Consider the following 17,652-nt stretch of genomic DNA (forward strand, 5'->3'; position numbering starts at 1 on the left):
TTAGATTTTAGATTATGATTTTTAGATTATTGCAATCTTATGATTCACTAATCAATTGTGCCAATTGCTTGGTTAGGCTTTTTCTTGAATATTGTTGTAAACCAACCCCATGAGATTGTAATTTCCCTTCCAAAAATTGATTATAAAAGTCCAAAATTACACTTTTTAACTTCCCTTTTTCAGAATAATCAAAAAATACTCCTGTATTTGTTTCTGCTACAATATCTGCAAAATCAGATCCAACAGGGCCAATAGCAATTATTGGGCGATTTGAGACCATATATTCAAACAATTTACCCGGAATAATACTTTTAGTATCTTCAGAATTTATCTCTATAAGAAGTAAAACCTGAGATTTTTTTTGATGTGCAATTGCTTCATGATGCGAAACATATCCTAGAAGATTTAAATAATCTTTTAAATCAAATGCTGTAATAGAATCTAAAACTTCCTGACTTACTGCACCTATGAGCTTAATTTCCAGATGAGATTTAAAATCAGGTATTTCATGAAGCAACTCAACTAAAGACTCCCATAAAAATTTAGGATTTCTATCGGATAAAAATGAGCCAATATGTGCCAGAGTAAATTTAGTGTCCAGGGTTTGTTTCTCTACATTTTCGATATCATAACCATTTGTAATTACCGAAATGGGTTTATTGGTAATCGCCTGAAATTCTACTTTAGTCGTTTTACTCGTTACAATAATAGTATCTGCAGTATTTAATACTTTATGTTCTAAACTTTTATGCTTTTTTGCAGCATAACCGGATAAACGTAATGCTTTATGATATCCTATTGTGGTCCAGGGATCGCGGAAATCAGCAAACCATTTTACGCCTAGCTTCTCTTTTAGCTCCAAACCTATTAAATGCAAACTATGTGGCGGCCCTGAAGTGACAATTGTATCAATATTGTTTTCCTTAATATATTTTTCAAGATAAGACACAGATGGTTTTACCCAAAAAACACGGGCATCAGGAATAAAAAGATTTCCGCGAACCCATAAAAAGGTTTTATCTAAAAAAGTCTGTTTTTTCTTGTGAGGAAAAATTCCTGAACTTATTTTTTTAGTTTTATTTTTTGAAAAAATGGATGCCAATTGATATGGCTCCCAAATTTTATTTTTGAGAATAATAACCTTATCAGAAATTTGACTCACCAATCCTTCATCAATTATAGGATAAGTTGGATTTTCCGGAACATAAATAATAGGCTGAACACCAAATTCAGGTAAATACTTTACAAATTTCAACCAACGTTGTACACCAGGTCCTCCAGCCGGCGGAAAATAATAAGTAATGATTAAGAGTTTTTTTTGTTCCAAGGAAAAATCGTTAATGGTTTAAAAGTTTATTTTAGAACTTATTATTCAAATTATCTTTTTATGAAAGAAATTCTATTTACAGTACGTAATGTATAAGAAACTTCAATAAGAATCATTAAACATTCTAATCTTTCAAGATAAACTAATGATTTTAATTTCATTTTATCGATCCTGTTTTGTTCAACAATCTCTGGATTTGTAATATTTATACTCATTTTGAACTAAATTATTTCAAACTAAATTTCCTATATAATCTAAATAAAATATATACAAAAAAAATAACATTTAGAATGTTCCAAAAATTAAAAAAAATCCAGACAATTTTAAATTTGGTTTCCATACTTGACAAACTAAAATATTCGCCTTGGCTTTCCTCATAAAAATCATCATATCCCATCATATATACTCCGCAGAAAATAAATACCGCAAAGTCTAATAAGATAAAAAGAACAACTTTAGTAATTTTCGAAAACATTCTTAAAACTGAGACTGATTACCGAGACTGTTCACCAGACTTCTTTCTTTCAAAATAAATTCCTCCAATCAAAAGGAATAACATACCTATTGAACTGGCCAAAGTTATAGTGCTTCCGGTTTTTACCACCTGAGGTTCAAATTTAAACTCAATAGTATGTGTTCCTCCCGGAACTTCCATTGCTCTTAAAACATAATCAACGGGGAAATGATTCGTTAATTTACCATCAACATAAGCATTCCAGCCATTTTTATAATAAATCTCAGAAAACACGGCTAAACCATCTTTTTTATTATCAGTTTTATACTTGATATAATTAGGTTTATATTGTACTACTTTAATAGTTCCGGTTGTGTCCCATTGTTTCTTTAAACGGGCGCTTTTAAATTTCCCTTCATGTTCACGAACATTGAAAACGGCCACTTTTTTAGTATCAATATGATCTAAAGCTTTCATGACATCGTCTGGTTTATTAACCAATGTTACGGTACTTACAAACCAGGCATTTCCGTTTGTATTTGGGTTTACCGTTGGGAATTCTTTGCCTTCTTTATCCGTTTGGATGATGTATTTTACATTTAACATATCTAGAACTTCCATATTATTTTTTGCAATCTGGTAGTCAAATAACTGTTGTATTCTTCTTGGTTTTGCAGCATGATATCCACCAAGAGAATGATGGAAGTAAGAAGCACGTGCGCTTGACATATTTCCGCTTACTTCAAAAACCCTGTAATGAGTTGTATCTTTTAATATCTGTGCATCAGATGGTGTCTCCTGGAACGGAGATGCAATTTGTACCGGACTCACGAAATCCTTAGCAGAAACATATTTTTTATCAACAAAAAACAAATCGAAAATCATTAAAATCCCAACAATGATTAAAGTTGTATTTTGAGCCAGTTTGTTTTTAATAAATAACCATAGAATTCCAAAAGTCAACACTATAAAAAAGCCTGAACGCAATAAATCTGCAGAATATAAAGTCATTCTGTCTTCTTTTAATGCATCAACAAAAGCAGGTCCGTAGCTGTCTAAGAAATAATTATCACTGCTTCCTGTAAAATGAAACATGCTTTTAGCAAATACTAAAATTATGATTATCCCTATACCAAAAACACCTGTTTGTATAAGTGCTTTCTGTTGTAATTTTGGTTCATCCTTTGCTTTAAAAAAAGATTGTAATCCCATAATAGCCAAAACAGGAAAACACAATTCAAGAATAACCTGAATAGATGAAACTGCTCTGAACTTATCATACATAGGTACATAATCAATAAAGAAATCTGTCAATAATGAAAAGTTTTTTCCCCATGAAAGCACTAATGCAACCAATGCACCTGAAAGAAATACATATTTTATTTTTCTATCATCTATAAACAATGCTAAAACTCCTAAAAAGAAAACTACAACTCCAATATATGCAGGAGCGGCAACAATAGGCTGATCTCCCCAATAAGTTGGCATTCCGGATACAAAATCCTGTGCTTGCTCTGAGGGTACTCCCTGTTCCAGCATAAACGCGTACATACGGCTATCAGTTCCAACATTTTCATGATTTGAACCTCCAAAAAGCCTTGGAGCAATTAAGTTAAAACTTTCCGGAATTCCATAACTGTATTCTGTAATATATTCACGGCTTAAAGCATTTTCATTTACCTTTTTAGATCCGTCAGGATTAAAAGTCAGTTCACTATTGCTACGTGTACTAAATTTAGCATACTCACTGGTTGCCATTAAATTAGTAGCATTGGCTCCAATAGCAAAAATTCCGGCTACAGCCAAAACACCTATAGCGGTTAACAAAGGTTTGTATTCTTTATCTTTAATGAAATTAAAAGCAAAATAACCCGAAAGTATCAATAAGAAAATCAATAGATAATAGGTCATTTGAAAGTGGTTTGCATTAATTTCTAACGCAACCGCAAACATGGTGAGCAAACCTCCCCAAATATATTTTTTTTGAAACACCAGTATAAAACCGGCAATAACGAGTGGCATATAAGCAATTGCATGTGCTTTTGCGTTATGACCAACACCCAGAATAATAATTAAATAGGTAGAAAAACCAAAGGCAATTGCACCAATAAAAGCTTTTAAGGGATCTGTTTTTAAAACTAATAATAATCCGTAGAAACCTAAGAAATATAAAAACAGATAATCCGCCGGACGAGGTAAAAAACGTAATGCATCGTCTATTTTACCTACATAATCGTTAGGATAATTTGCCCCTAATTGATAGGTTGGCATACCACCAAACGCTGAATTTGTCCAATATGGCTCAGAATGCTCTGTAGCTCTAAAATCATTCTGTTCTTTTGCCATTCCGGTATATTGAGCAATATCCGACTGGAAAATTTGTTTTCCTTGTAATACAGGATAAAAATAAATTAAAGAAACGAGAATAAAGCCCAATATAACAAGGGCATGCGGATAGAACTTATTTACTATTTTCAATTTAGGCTGGTTTGGGTTAAATGATGAATCCTGTAACTCTAGGTCACAAACTTAATCTATTTCTTCGTAATCAACATAATCGCCTACCTTTTTGGTTTCGCGGGGATTTTTTGCATTAGCGGTATTTATAATGATTTCATCATTATTTGTACGCGTTTTTTGCCATGTATTATCCTGAGTATATTGTTGTTGTCTCTGAAAATTCTCCCCAGCTTTCTCAACGGCTTTTTTTACTAATACCGGCAAAAAGATTTTGGCTAAAAATTTAAAAATATAATAAAACGCAATAATCCACATTATCGTTTTAAACAAATTTGTAAAAGATGCTTCTTGCATGATCATATAATTTTTTTCCAAAATTAATAAATCAATTGTTTAAAATTAAAATATCAATCTTAAATAAATAATAAAATATAGTACATTTGAAATGCGTTATTACTTTTTAATCAAAAAAAACATTTATGTTAAAAAATAAAAACTTTTTTATTACAGCTCTTTGTTTAGTTCCTCAATTTTTTTTCGCACAGTATACTGATGTCATCAACTCCAATCGTCCAGGCGAAACAATGTCAGCATATGCAGTTGGAAAATCAGTTATTCAGGCAGAGCTTGGTGTTTATGGTATAAAAGAAAAACACGATTTATTAGATTATGACGGAAGTGGTTTTGGTACTGATTTAACACTACGTTATGGTGCATTTTTGGAGAAACTGGAGTTTGTCCTTGATTTGCAATATCAAATGGAAAATTTCGATACACCCTATACAAGTTACAAAAAGAACAACTTTAGACAAACCGTTCTTGGAGCTAAATATTTAATCTACGATCCCTATAAAAACTACAAAAAAGAAGCTAATATTTACAGCTATAAAGCCAACCATAGTTTTAACTGGCATGAATTAATCCCTGCTGTATCCGTTTTTGCCGGAGCAAATTTTGTTGGTGCCGATAATCCATATGCATTCTCTCCTGAATCCAGCATTTCTCCTAAAGTAATGTTGATTACACAGAATCTCTTTGGTGGTGGAAAATGGGTTTTTGTAACAAATATCATTGCCGATTATATCACAACAGACTATCCTAGTTATGGTTATGTTTTAACTTTAACGCACGGATTTAATGATAAGTGGTCTGGATTTGTTGAAAATCAAGGCTACAAAAGCGATTTTTACAGTGATGCCATTGTTCGTGGCGGAGCGGCTTATTTAATCAATCCTAATCTTCAGGTTGATGCCTCTTTAAGTACCAACTTTAAAAATACACCTTCTATATTTTATGGTGGAGTTGGAGTTTCATGGCGTTATGACGGAAGTTATAAAGAGAAACAAATGGAATTTAAGGGCAAAGAAAAAGCAAAAAAGAATAAAGATAATAAGATGGAACAAAGAGAAATCGATTATCAGGAAAAAGAACGTAAACGTAAATCTAAATACGAATAATAATTAATAACAACCTCTCTAAATAAAGAGATATATTTATAAAGAAGCTTGATGATTACAATTAAAGAAGCCAAAACAAAAAAGGAATTAACCGAATATATCAAATTCCCATTTTCACTCTATAAAGACAATCCGTATTGGGTTCCTCCTATTATAGCAGATGAACTTGAATCGTTTGATAAAACAAAAAATCCCGCCTTTGATAATGCTGAAGCCTATTTTTATGTGGCTTATAAAGACAATAAAATTGTAGGCAGAATTACGGCAATTATTAATTGGTCTGAAGTAAATAACCAGCATAAAAGAAAAGTTCGTTTTGGGTGGTTTGATGTCATTGACGATATCGAAGTAACAAAAGCACTTTTAGAGAAAGTATATGAGCTGGGCAGACAAAACAATCTTGAACATGTTGAAGGTCCAATGGGATTTTCTAATTTAGATAAAGTTGGTGTACTTACAGAAGGTTATGACCAAATGGGAACTATGATTACATGGTATAACAATCCTTATTATGTTACTCATTTTGAACAGTTAGGTTTTCAGGTAGAGAAGGAATATATCGAAAGTGTTTTTCCTTTCTCGAATGTTAAACCTGAATTTTTCCTTAAAGCACAGGAACTAATCAAAAAGAGATATGGCTTAAAATCGCTTACATTCACTAAAACAAAAGACATCATGCCACATGTGGACAAAATGTTTGATTTGTTTAATGAATCCTATGCCAAATTAGCTTCATTTGTAGCAATTTCAGATGTTCAGAAAGAATATTTTAAAAAGAAATACATCAGTTTTATAAATCCTGAATACATCAAGTTTGTGGTTGATAAAGATGATAAATTAATTGCTTTTAGTATCGTAATGCCAAGTTTTTCTGAGGCATTGCAAAAAGCAAAAGGCAAACTTTTTCCTTTTGGATTTCTTCATTTATTAAGAGCCAGAAAAAAGAGCAAAGATGTTGTTTTTTACCTCATCGGAGTGCATCCGGATTATCAAAACAAAGGAGTTACGGCTATTATTTTTGACGAGTATTTTAAAACTTTCTCAGAAAAAGGAATTCAGACTTGTATTAGAACTCCTGAATTGGCAGAAAATACGGCTATCCATTTATTGTGGAAAAACTTTGACCCAAAAATCCATTGCCAAAGAAAAACATATCTTAAATATCTTTAATCTAAATGATCAATAAAACTAAAAAATCCATTCTCCCCAAAGAATGGATTTTTTAATAAATGATAGTAAAACATAAAACGTATTCTTATTCTGCTTTACAATCAACTTTTGTTAATGTATTTTTTTGATCAAATTTCAGCAGTTTTTTATCTTTAAAAGAAACTTTACCATTTGCTTCTACAACATCTCCATATCCTTCATAAAGAATTCCTTCTCTTTCAATAAAAGCAACTTCTCTAATAGATGAAACTCCTTCAGACATAAAGGTGTAATCAGCAATTAAAGTATCACCTTTCATATTTCCTATCAAAGTTCCTTCATTTCTATCCTTCCCCGCTATATTATAGCTTAATTTTCCATTTACTTCCTGGTGCGAGTTTACATTGTAACTCAGTTCAATTTTATCAGTACCAGTAGATGCATAACATTGATCTCCTGATGGCTCAACGATTTGAGCTTCTTTTGGCGCTTTTGGTGTAATTTCTACTGGTTCTGCAACTTGATCTTTTTTACAAGAAGCAAAAACACTTAAAGTAATAATTGTAAAGGCTAGTATTTTCTTCATGTTCTTTTGTTTTTATAATTAGTTGATATAAAATTACTTTAAATAAAAAAAATCCATTCGCATAACGAATGGATTTTTTTACATAATTCCCATATTGAGAATCTATTTTTTTTTAGAAATTAAGCGTCTAAATCTACTTTAGTTCTGCTTGCAATTTCTTTATAAGTACCATTTTCCAATTTTTCACGAATGGCTTCAAATGCCACTAACGTTTCATCAATATCAGCTAAGGTATGTGATGTTGTTGGTATCATTCTTAACAAAATAATTCCTTTTGGAATTACCGGATAAATTACAATAGACAAGAAAATACCGTAATTTTCTCTTAAATCATTTACCATTACCATTGCTTCAGGAACACTTCCTTCTAAATAAACTGGTGTTACACAAGTATTTGTATCACCAATATTAAAGTTTCTTGAACGCAATCCGTTTTGTAATGCATTTACGTTTTCCCAAAGTTTATCTTTCAATTCAGGGTGATTACGCAATAACTCTAAACGCTTCAATGAACCAATTGTCTGAATCATTGGTAATGCTTTTGCAAACATTTGAGAACGTAAATTATATTTCAGGTAATCTATAATGTCTTTATCAGCAGCAACAAAAGCCCCAATATTGGCCATTGATTTTGCAAAAGTAGAAAAATAAACATCGATACCGTCCTGAACTCCCTGCTCTTCACCTGCTCCGGCACCTGTTTTACCAAGTGTACCAAAACCATGTGCATCATCTACTAACAAACGGAAATTATATTTTTCTTTTAAAGCTACAATTTCTTTTAATTTACCTTGTTGTCCTCGCATTCCAAAAACACCTTCAGTAATAAAAAGAATTCCACCACCAGTTTCCGTTGCCATTTTCGTAGCACGCTGAAGGTTTTTTTCCATACTTTCAAGATCATTATGCTTGTAAGTAAAACGTTTACCCATATGCAAACGAACACCATCGATAATACAAGCGTGAGAATCTACATCGTAAACAATAATGTCATTTTTAGTAACTAAAGCATCAATAGTAGATACCATTCCCTGATATCCAAAATTTAATAAATATGCTGCCGGTTTCATTACAAACTCAGCTAATTCGTTTTCTAATTGTTCGTGGTATTTTGTATGACCTGACATCATTCGCGCTCCCATTGGGTAAGCAGCTCCAAATTGAGTTGCAGCATCAATATCGGCCTGACGAACCTCAGGATGATTTGCAAGTCCTAAATAGTCATTCAAACTCCAGTTTAAAATATTTTTTCCACCAAATTGCATTCTTGGACCAAGTTCTCCTTCTAATTTTGGGAATACAAAATATCCCTCAGCTTGTGAAGCCCATTTTCCTAATGGTCCTTTATTGTTCTGAATTCTTTCGAATAAATCTTTTACCATAAATATATCTTGAAGTAATAATTTTATTTTATACAGGGTGCAAAAATAATGATTATTATTCTAAAATAGAGTCAGCCATTTATTTTTATTGAAAAATATTCTGAATCCCAGTATTCTGGCATTTTTATTTCATAAAGTCACCGTATTTAACACGAAGAACTATCAAATACACAGAGTAAAATTGAATAAAATTAATCACAAAAAGGGGAAAAGATGACTTTTATCATAATAAAAGATAAAACTGTCTTTTAAATTTACTTCAGATTCAAAAACTAAAATAAAAACCATTTATTATGAAAAAGAAGCATATTATCAAAATCAAAGCCTCTCTATTTGTTCTTTTTTTACTCTTATCAGTGTCTTGTAAAAAAGAAATAACCAATTATTCCGAGCTTAAAACTGAGGGCGAAATGCAAGCTGAACTCACATCTCCTCCACTGGTACCTAAACCAGTAGGAAACAGAACGGCAATGAAGCTAAAAGTAAACATGGAAATTAAGGAGCAGGAAGGAACAATGACAGATGGTGTACGCTATACATACTGGACATTTGGAGGCTCTGTTCCCGGAAGTTTTATCAGAACAAGAGTTGGAGATGAAGTCGAATTTCACTTAAAAAATCATCCTGAGAATAAACTTCCTCACAATATCGATCTCCATGCTGTTACAGGTCCAGGTGGCGGTGCAACATCTTCATTAGTAGCGCCTGGCCACGAAAAAGTATTTAGCTTTAAGGTAATTAATCCCGGCTTATATGTTTACCATTGTGCAACTGCACCTGTTGGAATGCATATTGCAAACGGAATGTACGGTTTAATTCTGGTTGAACCGGAAGGCGGATTACCTTCTGTTGACAAAGAATATTATGTAATGCAGGGCGACTTTTATACACAAGGCGAATATGGCGCAAAGGGTCTTCAGCCTTTTGATATGAATAAGGCAGTTAAAGAAACTCCTGATTATGTCGTTTTTAACGGAAAAGTAGGTTCTCTTACAAACGGAAATGAACTTACTGCAAAAGTGGGAGAAACGGTTCGTTTATTTGTTGGAAACGGTGGTCCAAACCTGGTGTCCTCATTTCATGTAATTGGAGAAATATTTGATAATGTTCACGTCGAAGGAGGTGCGCTTATCAATAAAAATGTTCAAACTACCTTAATTCCTGCCGGAGGTGCTGCAATTGTAGATTTTAAAGTAGAAACACCTGGCAATTTCATTTTGGTTGATCACTCGATTTTTAGAGCATTCAATAAAGGTGCTTTGGGAATCCTGAAAGTCGAAGGTGCTGAAAACAAAAATATTTATTCCGGAACAATTCAGGAAGGAATTTATTTACCCGAAGGAGGAACAATCCAAAATATGCCTGTTACCGAATCTTCAAAAACAATTATGCCAAAAAGAACTGTAGCAGAAAAAATAAAAATTGGTAAAGAAATTTTCGAAACAACTTGTTTTGCCTGTCATCAATCTCAAGGACAAGGAATTCCGAATAGCTTTCCGCCTCTTGCAAAATCAGATTATCTAAATGCAGATTCAAAAAGGGCAATTAAAACAATATTGCATGGCTTAACAGGTGAAATTACAGTAAATGGTCAAAAATTCAATAACATAATGCCGAGTCAAAATTTATCTGATGATGAAATTGCCAATGTTATGACTTATATATATAACAGTTGGGGAAATAACAAAACAGTAGTAACACCAGAAATGGTAAAATCGCTGCGATAATATCAATTATTATGTATAAAGTTATTTTAATAGCTATACTCTTCTTCATTCAGAAAGGATTTATCAACGCACAACAAAATAAAATGGTTCAAATACAAGAGGGATCTTTTGTCCCTCTTTATGGATCTACTGACAAAAAACCAGTAGTCGTAAAAACGTTTTTTATAGATATCTATCCCATAACAAATGATGATTTTTTAATCTTCTTAAAAAAGAATCCAGGTTTTAGCAAATCTAAAATAAAAGGGATTTTTGCAGACAAAAGCTATCTTTCTTATTGGGAAAGCGATTTTGATTTTGGAAATATAAATCCGAAAACACCAGTTACCAGCATTTCGTGGTTTGCAGCTAAAAAATATTGCGAATGTCAGGGAAAACGATTGCCAACCATTGACGAATGGGAATACGTTGCGATGGCAGATGAAAAGAAAATTGATGCCAGAAGTAAAACAGAATTCAATAAATACATTTTATCATGGTATGAAAAATCCAAAACCTATGAAAATTCGATTGGGAAAACTTTCAAAAATCACTGGGGAGTTTATGATATGCACGGTTTAGTCTGGGAATGGACAGCTGATTATAACAGCATTTTTTTATCCGGAGAATCCAGAAAGGATAAAAGTGAAGATAAAAACCTGTTTTGTGGCGGAGCATCTGTAAACGCTACAGACTTAATGAATTATGCCGCTTTTATGCGTTATGCTTTTAGAAGCAGTCTTAAAGCGCAATATTCTACAAGAAATCTGGGATTTAGATGTGCAAGCACCACAAGAAAATAATTTTTAAATTATCTAAAATGAAAAAAATAATACTGGCAATTTTTATAATCGCTTTGAATCTTCAAAGTTGTAAAGAACCAAAAACTACTGCCACTACATCAAAAGAAAAACCAATTACCGATTTATCAATTTACAATCTTCCTTCAAAATGGACCAATCAGGAAGGCAAAAATATTGAACTAAAGAGCTTAAAAGGAAAAGTTCTTGTTATGGTAATGATTTATACTTCATGTAAAGCAGCGTGTCCCAGATTAGTAGCAGATATGAGGGCAATTGAGGAAAAACTGGATAATGAAACTAAAAAAAATGTAAAGCTTATTTTGGTCAGTATTGATCCTGTAACGGATACACCGCAGAAATTGAAATCATTTGCAATAGCGAATAAGCTCAATCACGATCCATGGATTCTATTGCGTTCTACAGAAGAAAACACCAGAGAATTTGCAGCAATTTTGGCTGTTAATTACAAACAAATATCTCCTATGGAATTCTCTCATTCTAATATTATAAGTGTCTTTAATCCTGATGGAGAATTAATATACCAGCAGGAAGGTCTGGCAGTAAATAATGAAAAAACAGTTGAAACAATAAATCAGGAAGCTAAAAAATTTTAAACAGGATAATTAGTTCAGAAACAAGAGAAGATTTTAATAAATTGACTCTTGTTTTTTATTTAAAATTGAAATTATAATCAATATTATACTCACAACAATCAAAATTCCGGCAATAAATACTCCTTCAAAATATCCGAAAAGCTTTCCTTTGCCTGAATAAAAAAATATACCCTGAAGAAAAAGTAAAAGTTCATTCATAATATATCCCAGAGCAAAAGTTTTAATTCCGTAACCCAGAATTTTAGATTTATTATCCAGAATTTTATTTTCGATTAATACTCCAAATAAAATTCCTGTAATGATGCCAAGCGCAGTTAAGTGAATAAACCCAATTACTAGATTTCTGATTTGATGAGAAACTTCAGCAAGATCAGGCATTACGTTTAATAATTGAATAACTATTTTAAAGACTAAGGAAAACAAAACTAAACCATAAATTCCTTTTATTCTTATATTTAAGTCAGTTTTAGAATACAACACATAAGGTTTCAATATTTTATAGAAATACATAAAAGCAGTAATTTGTAAAAAAACGCCAAAAATATTAATCCATTTTAGCATTTCGTTTTTAACATACCAACTTATTGGAAGCGCAACCGTTAAAAATGTTGATAGTATTAATAAAACAAAGAATTTATTAAAACTCTCTTTGTCCGGATTTACTTTAGCTTGTTTTAAGAACAGAGCAAAAACAGCAAATAAGAACCATCCGTTAAACTGAAAATGCAAAAAGAATTGAATTGCAATTTGATAAAATGCATTTTGTTTTCCCAGCATATTTATTGCCGGTCCTAAACACCAGACTCCTAAAGTTGAAAAAACGAGAAATAAAATTGCAGCTGATAAAAGTTTTTTTTCAGGTGTTTTCTCCCTGAAACTATCTTTCCATACCAATTTGCAAAAAACATAACTCAATAAAATATGTACTGTTGAAAATACAATCGAAAAAAAAGCATATCCCTGAACAGGAAATGAAATCATCATTCCAACAACAGTGAATTCAGTTATCCAGAATAATTGATTATAAATAGGTTTACAGCTTTTATCCTTTGGGATAAATAAATGAACGATTAAAGCATAAATTGTCATGTAAACCCATCCTAACATTGCCACATGTGAATGTGCATGAAGCAAAAAACTATACTTTATATTGCTAAAATGAAATAGTGTTACAAATCGCATTAACAACCCCATAATTGCAGCTATTAAAAAATTAAAAAAACAGCATAATATCCAACTTGTAATTGTGTTTATTTTAAATATATCTCTCATTTGTTTTAAGTAAAAATGCACTAACCACAATCAATTTTTATCATGATTTAGTTAGTGCATCTATTCTAAGTTATTATTGTTTTTAAGCAAATTCTTCTTCCAGAACAACCGCTTTATTAAACAGAATATTATTTTCAAGATGAATGTGTTTATGCAAATCTTCTTCAAATTCTTTTAGCATGGCAAATGTTACCTTATAAGTAGTACATCCATCACTTGGCGGTGTATAGTTATTGGTTATGCTGGCAATTTCCCTAAAACGTTCTCCTTCATTATCGTGTTCCTGCATCATCATAGCAATTGGGTTAGATACATTACCAAAAGAAGGCTGAGTCAGGACTCCATTTTCTTCTTTAGTTTTTACCATTCTTTTGATGAAAGGAAACAAAATTAATTCCTCTTTTTTCATGTGTTGCGCCAATTCTCCTGCACCTTCAGTAAAAAGCTCATTTATTCTAAACAATTCAGGATGAGCTTCTCCATGTACTTTGCAAAGCTTGTCTAAAAACTGTTTCAGGATTACTGATTTATCTTCAACATAACGATGATGTGTTTTTTCGATATAATCGACCAGTAAATCTAATGGCCATGAATTAAAATCTGTTCCGTTATTGTTTTCAGATTCTAAAACATCGATTAGGTTTTGCACCAAAACATCTGAATCAATATTTTGTTTTTCGCATACTTCGGTAAGACTTCTGTTTCCTTTGCAGCAAAAATCAATTTGATATTTTGTAAATACTGCAGCAGTTCTAAAATCTTTTGCTACAAACGAGCCAATTGTTTTATCTTTTAAATTTTCCATTTTATTAAATTTATCATTACTATATTATCTATTTTAAATAAAAGATAATTTTATCTTTTATTGATTTATTAAAAAACCCTAACCTTCAAACAGTATTAGGGTTGATTTATTTATTCAACAATTAAGACACCTTTCATCATGGCTACGTGCCCGGGAAAAGTACATAAAAAATTATATGTCCCTTTTTTATCAATTGTAAATTCAATGGTATCCTCTTCTCCGCCTCCCAGTAATTTAGTATGTGCTATAATCGAAGCTTTTTCAGAAGCCGGAATATAATCTGTTTCTTTGGCAGTAATAGCTTTTGCAGCAAAAGCAGCTTCATCAGTGCCTTCTTGCAAAATAACCAGATTATGCCCCATTGCTTCCTTTGGTATCTTACCAACATGTTTTAGGGTTAAGGTAATAGGTTGTCCGGCAGTAGCTCTTAATTCTGCTTTATTAAACTGCATCTGATCATTTCCTTCAATAACCAAATCATTACTAACGGCTTCTGCTTGTGATTCAGAATCTTCTGTCTGATTAATTTCTGATGACTCAGTTGCTGTCTCTTTTTTTCCACATGAAGTTATTGCTAACATTCCTAATAGTACAATAGCCGAAATTTTAACTTTTTTGTTCATTTCTACGTATTTAAATTATAATATTTATTCGCTTTTATTCAATATTTTCAAATGAAAATCTCCTGATTTTACGCTTAAAGCCAGTTCTTCGAGCGAGGTATTGGTTAACATCGCCACGAGTAATTCCCGTATTTTTTTAAATTCATTGTGCACAGGACAAGGATGCACTTCAGAGCATTCTTTTAATCCTATTCCGCAGCCTTTATAAATAGTATCTCCATCGATGGCATCAACGATATTAATTAATTTTATAGACTTTAAGGATTCTGTAGAAATTTCGAATCCACCTCCTACTCCTTTTGCCGAACCTATAATATTGCTTTTAGTTAAAATCTGCATTATTTTGGCCGTAAAGGGTTCTGGAGAATCAATTTCTTTTGCTACATCTTTTATTCCTACCCTAATTCCTTTAGACGAATTAGCGGCAATAAATATGGAGGCCCGAATACCATATTCGCAAGCTTTTGAAAACATAATAATGGATTAAATTCTTTACAAATGTATACAAACACATATTAAAAGACAAATTTATCCTTAATTAATTTTTATGGATAAATTCCTTATTTATAACGAGAATAATTTAAATCTTAAAAAACATGAAATTATATATCAAGTGAATTTAAAACCAATTTTAGTTTTACCTTTGGTAGAATATAATTTTGTAAAACCTAAAAAATGCCTTTAAGCAACTCTAAAGATCTAAAACTTGCTGTTCTTATTGATGCCGATAATGTACCTTACAGTAATGTAAAAGGTATGATGGAAGAGATAACAAAATTTGGAACGCCAACCACTAAACGTATTTATGCTGATTGGACAAAACCAAATTCTAATGGATGGAAAGCCGTTTTATTAGAACATGCCATAACTCCAATTCAGCAATATAGCTACACAGTGGGTAAAAACTCATCAGATTCTGCCTTGATTATTGATGCTATGGATTTACTCTATTCAGGAAAACTTGACGGATTTTGTATCGTATCAAGCGATAGTGACTTTACTCGTCTGGCTATCCGACTAAGGGAATCCGGCATGAAAGTAATTGGTATTGGAGAAAAGAAAACACCCAATTCTTTTATCGTTGCTTGCGACAGATTCATTTATATTGAGGTTTTAGATGGAGCAATCCAAAAGAAAAAGCCAAAAACAACTGCAGCAACCGATGCTAAAAAACCTGTTGAAAAACCTGCTGAAAAAGCATTGCATAAAATAGACAAACAAACCATTGATTTGATAGAAGCCACAATTGAAGACATTGAAGACGATGACGGATGGGCATTTTTAGGAGACGTAGGAAACCTGATTGTGAAGAAAAAACCTGAATTTGACCCAAGAAATTATGGCTTTTCCAAGCTTACACCAATGTTAAAATCCCTAACTGATATTCTTGAAATTGACGAAAGAGAATCAGATAAAAAAGGTATAAAACATGTGTATGTTCGCCTTCGATTCAATTAACTATCAAAGTATTACATTTTAATTTTTTACGAACATGAGAAAAAAATTCTTCATATACGGATTCTTATTGCTTCTAATCGTTGTTACAATTTACTTTTATACTAAGCGTGGTTTTTTACTCGTTATTATTATTCCCATATTATTAGTTGTCGGGTTCTATAATATCCTTCAAAAAAAGCATGCCATTTTAAGAAACTTTCCTGTTTTGGGTTATTTCAGATATTTATTTGAAATGATTGCGCCTGAAATTCAACAATATTTTATCGAAAGATCTACGGACGGAAGACCTTTTTCAAGAAATCAACGCTCATTAGTTTACCAAAGGGCAAAAAACATAGATTCAAGCACCCCTTTCGGAACACAGCAAAACCTAAATCATGATAGTTACGAAGGAATAAAACATTCTATTTTTCCCGCAACAGTAAACGAAGAATTACCTCGTGTATTGGTAGGAGGAAAAGATTGCAAACAGCCTTATTTAGCTTCTTTATTCAATGTCTCAGCAATGAGTTTTGGTTCGTTAAGCGAAAATGCCGTCCGCGCTATAAATATTGGTGCTAAAAAAGGAAACTTCTATCAAAATACGGGAGAAGGCGGATTAACCGAATTTCATCTTGCAGGTGGCGGTGACATTACCTGGCAAATTGGTACAGGCTATTTTGGATGCCGTGATGCTGAAGGAAATTTCAGCCCTGAAAAATTCTCAGAAAAAGCGAATCTTCCAAATGTCAAAATGATCGAAATTAAACTTTCACAAGGAGCAAAACCAGGTCATGGAGGTGTACTTCCGGCTGCTAAAAATACGGAACAAATTGCAAAAATAAGAGGTGTTGAACCACATACAATGATTCTTTCTCCCCCGGGACACCGTGCTTTTTCAGACATTAAAGGACTTATTCATTTTATTGCGCAACTGCGTCAGTTATCAAATGGAAAACCTATTGGGTTTAAATTATGTATTGGTAATACTGCTGAATTTGAAGCCATTTGTCATGAAATGATCTCTGAAGATATTTATCCGGATTTTATAACTATCGATGGTGCCGAAGGGGGAACCGGAGCAGCACCTTTAGAATTTGCTGATGGTGTTGGAATGCCTTTTGAACCTGCTTTGATTTTTGTAAACAAAACTTTAATAGGTTTGAATATTCGTGATAAAATACGCATTATTGGCAGCGGTAAAATTATATCCGGTTACTCGATTTTACATGCTATCGCACTGGGTGCAGATATGTGTAACAGCGCTCGTGGTTTTATGTTTTCATTAGGTTGTATTCAGGCATTACGCTGTCATAACAACGAATGTCCAACCGGAGTTGCAACTCAAAACAAAATGCTCATGAAAGGTTTGGTTGTTACTGACAAATCAGATCGTGTTTATCATTTTCATAAAAATACTTTACACTCTGCAAATGAACTTTTAGCTGCAGCAGGTAAAAAAAGCTTTGCTGATGTAGACAGTAATATCTTTATGCGTGGGGACGAATTTGGTAATTTATCCGACTCCTATTTTCCTGATATTTTAACAAATGTAACTAAACGATAAAAAAAAGCCT

At 32.3% G+C, this 17,652-nt stretch carries 17 protein-coding genes; 7 read left to right on the top strand and 10 right to left on the bottom strand.

Translation table 11 applies throughout. The features are described from left to right. Positions 1–37: 37 nt before the first annotated feature. From RC62_RS20870 to RC62_RS20885, 4 genes are all read right to left on the bottom strand, one after another. Positions 38–1,327: a glycosyltransferase family 4 protein gene (locus RC62_RS20870; RefSeq protein ID WP_055098269.1), complete on the bottom strand. Its 1,290-nt coding sequence runs from the start codon at positions 1,325–1,327 to the stop codon at positions 38–40. Between the two features lie 50 nt (positions 1,328–1,377). After that, the gene (locus RC62_RS23025; protein ID WP_167343873.1) at positions 1,378–1,542 is read right to left on the bottom strand and encodes a hypothetical protein; all 165 of its coding nucleotides are present in this window, start codon (positions 1,540–1,542) and stop codon (positions 1,378–1,380) included. Positions 1,543–1,820: 278 nt separating this feature from the next. Then, positions 1,821–4,259 (bottom strand): YfhO family protein, encoded by a 2,439-nt coding sequence (locus RC62_RS20880; RefSeq protein ID WP_055098271.1) that lies wholly within the window; start codon positions 4,257–4,259, stop codon positions 1,821–1,823. 51 nt (positions 4,260–4,310) lie between these two features. Then, a complete protein-coding gene (locus RC62_RS20885; RefSeq protein WP_055098272.1) occupies positions 4,311–4,595 on the bottom strand; it encodes a DUF4834 family protein in 285 nt (94 codons plus the stop codon). Between the two features lie 125 nt (positions 4,596–4,720). Between RC62_RS20885 and RC62_RS20890 the strand changes: the two genes are divergently transcribed. Then, positions 4,721–5,698: a transporter gene (locus tag RC62_RS20890; protein WP_055098273.1), complete on the top strand. Its 978-nt coding sequence runs from the start codon at positions 4,721–4,723 to the stop codon at positions 5,696–5,698. Between the two features lie 51 nt (positions 5,699–5,749). Beyond that, on the top strand, positions 5,750–6,868 hold the full coding sequence (locus RC62_RS20895) for a hypothetical protein (protein WP_055098274.1): 1,119 nt from the start codon (positions 5,750–5,752) through the stop codon (positions 6,866–6,868). A gap of 85 nt (positions 6,869–6,953) precedes the next feature. On the opposite strand, the gene RC62_RS20900 is transcribed toward RC62_RS20895, so the two are convergent. Both RC62_RS20900 and RC62_RS20905 read right to left on the bottom strand, forming a co-directional pair. After that, the gene (locus RC62_RS20900; RefSeq protein WP_055098275.1) at positions 6,954–7,433 is read right to left on the bottom strand and encodes a hypothetical protein; all 480 of its coding nucleotides are present in this window, start codon (positions 7,431–7,433) and stop codon (positions 6,954–6,956) included. A 119-nt stretch (positions 7,434–7,552) separates the two neighbouring features. After that, positions 7,553–8,815, bottom strand: coding sequence for an aminotransferase class I/II-fold pyridoxal phosphate-dependent enzyme (locus RC62_RS20905; protein WP_029269056.1), 1,263 nt, complete (start codon positions 8,813–8,815; stop codon positions 7,553–7,555). A 293-nt stretch (positions 8,816–9,108) separates the two neighbouring features. Between RC62_RS20905 and nirK the strand changes: the two genes are divergently transcribed. From nirK to RC62_RS20920, 3 genes are read left to right on the top strand one after another with little or no spacing between them, the layout of a single operon-like run. Then, positions 9,109–10,542, top strand: coding sequence for a copper-containing nitrite reductase (nirK, locus tag RC62_RS20910; RefSeq protein WP_055098276.1), 1,434 nt, complete (start codon positions 9,109–9,111; stop codon positions 10,540–10,542). Between the two features lie 11 nt (positions 10,543–10,553). Beyond that, entirely contained in the window at positions 10,554–11,324 is a 771-nt protein-coding gene (locus RC62_RS20915; protein WP_055098277.1) for a formylglycine-generating enzyme family protein, read from the top strand. Between the two features lie 17 nt (positions 11,325–11,341). Then, entirely contained in the window at positions 11,342–11,938 is a 597-nt protein-coding gene (locus RC62_RS20920; RefSeq protein WP_055098278.1) for an SCO family protein, read from the top strand. 33 nt (positions 11,939–11,971) lie between these two features. Here the strand turns inward: RC62_RS20920 and RC62_RS20925 are convergent, their stop codons facing one another. From RC62_RS20925 to RC62_RS20940, 4 genes are all read right to left on the bottom strand, one after another. Continuing rightward, positions 11,972–13,210: a hypothetical protein gene (locus tag RC62_RS20925; protein ID WP_055098279.1), complete on the bottom strand. Its 1,239-nt coding sequence runs from the start codon at positions 13,208–13,210 to the stop codon at positions 11,972–11,974. An 82-nt stretch (positions 13,211–13,292) separates the two neighbouring features. After that, positions 13,293–14,015 carry an iron-sulfur cluster repair di-iron protein gene (ric, locus tag RC62_RS20930; RefSeq protein WP_055098280.1) on the bottom strand — a complete coding sequence of 241 codons (723 nt, stop codon included), beginning with the start codon at positions 14,013–14,015 and terminating at the stop codon, positions 13,293–13,295. 110 nt (positions 14,016–14,125) lie between these two features. Beyond that, a complete protein-coding gene (azu, locus tag RC62_RS20935; protein ID WP_055098281.1) occupies positions 14,126–14,638 on the bottom strand; it encodes an azurin in 513 nt (170 codons plus the stop codon). 24 nt (positions 14,639–14,662) lie between these two features. Then, positions 14,663–15,112, bottom strand: a complete 450-nt coding sequence (locus RC62_RS20940; protein ID WP_055098282.1) for an RrF2 family transcriptional regulator — start codon at positions 15,110–15,112, stop codon at positions 14,663–14,665. 201 nt (positions 15,113–15,313) lie between these two features. Here RC62_RS20940 and RC62_RS20945 point away from each other — a divergent pair, with 201 nt between their 5' ends. After that, on the top strand, positions 15,314–16,096 hold the full coding sequence (locus RC62_RS20945) for an NYN domain-containing protein (protein ID WP_055098283.1): 783 nt from the start codon (positions 15,314–15,316) through the stop codon (positions 16,094–16,096). A gap of 34 nt (positions 16,097–16,130) precedes the next feature. Further along, positions 16,131–17,642, top strand: coding sequence for an FMN-binding glutamate synthase family protein (locus tag RC62_RS20950; protein ID WP_055098284.1), 1,512 nt, complete (start codon positions 16,131–16,133; stop codon positions 17,640–17,642). Positions 17,643–17,652: the final 10 nt, after the last annotated feature.

It is taken from the genome of Flavobacterium aquidurense (assembly GCF_001404985.1).
Lineage (GTDB): Bacteria > Bacteroidota > Bacteroidia > Flavobacteriales > Flavobacteriaceae > Flavobacterium > Flavobacterium aquidurense_B.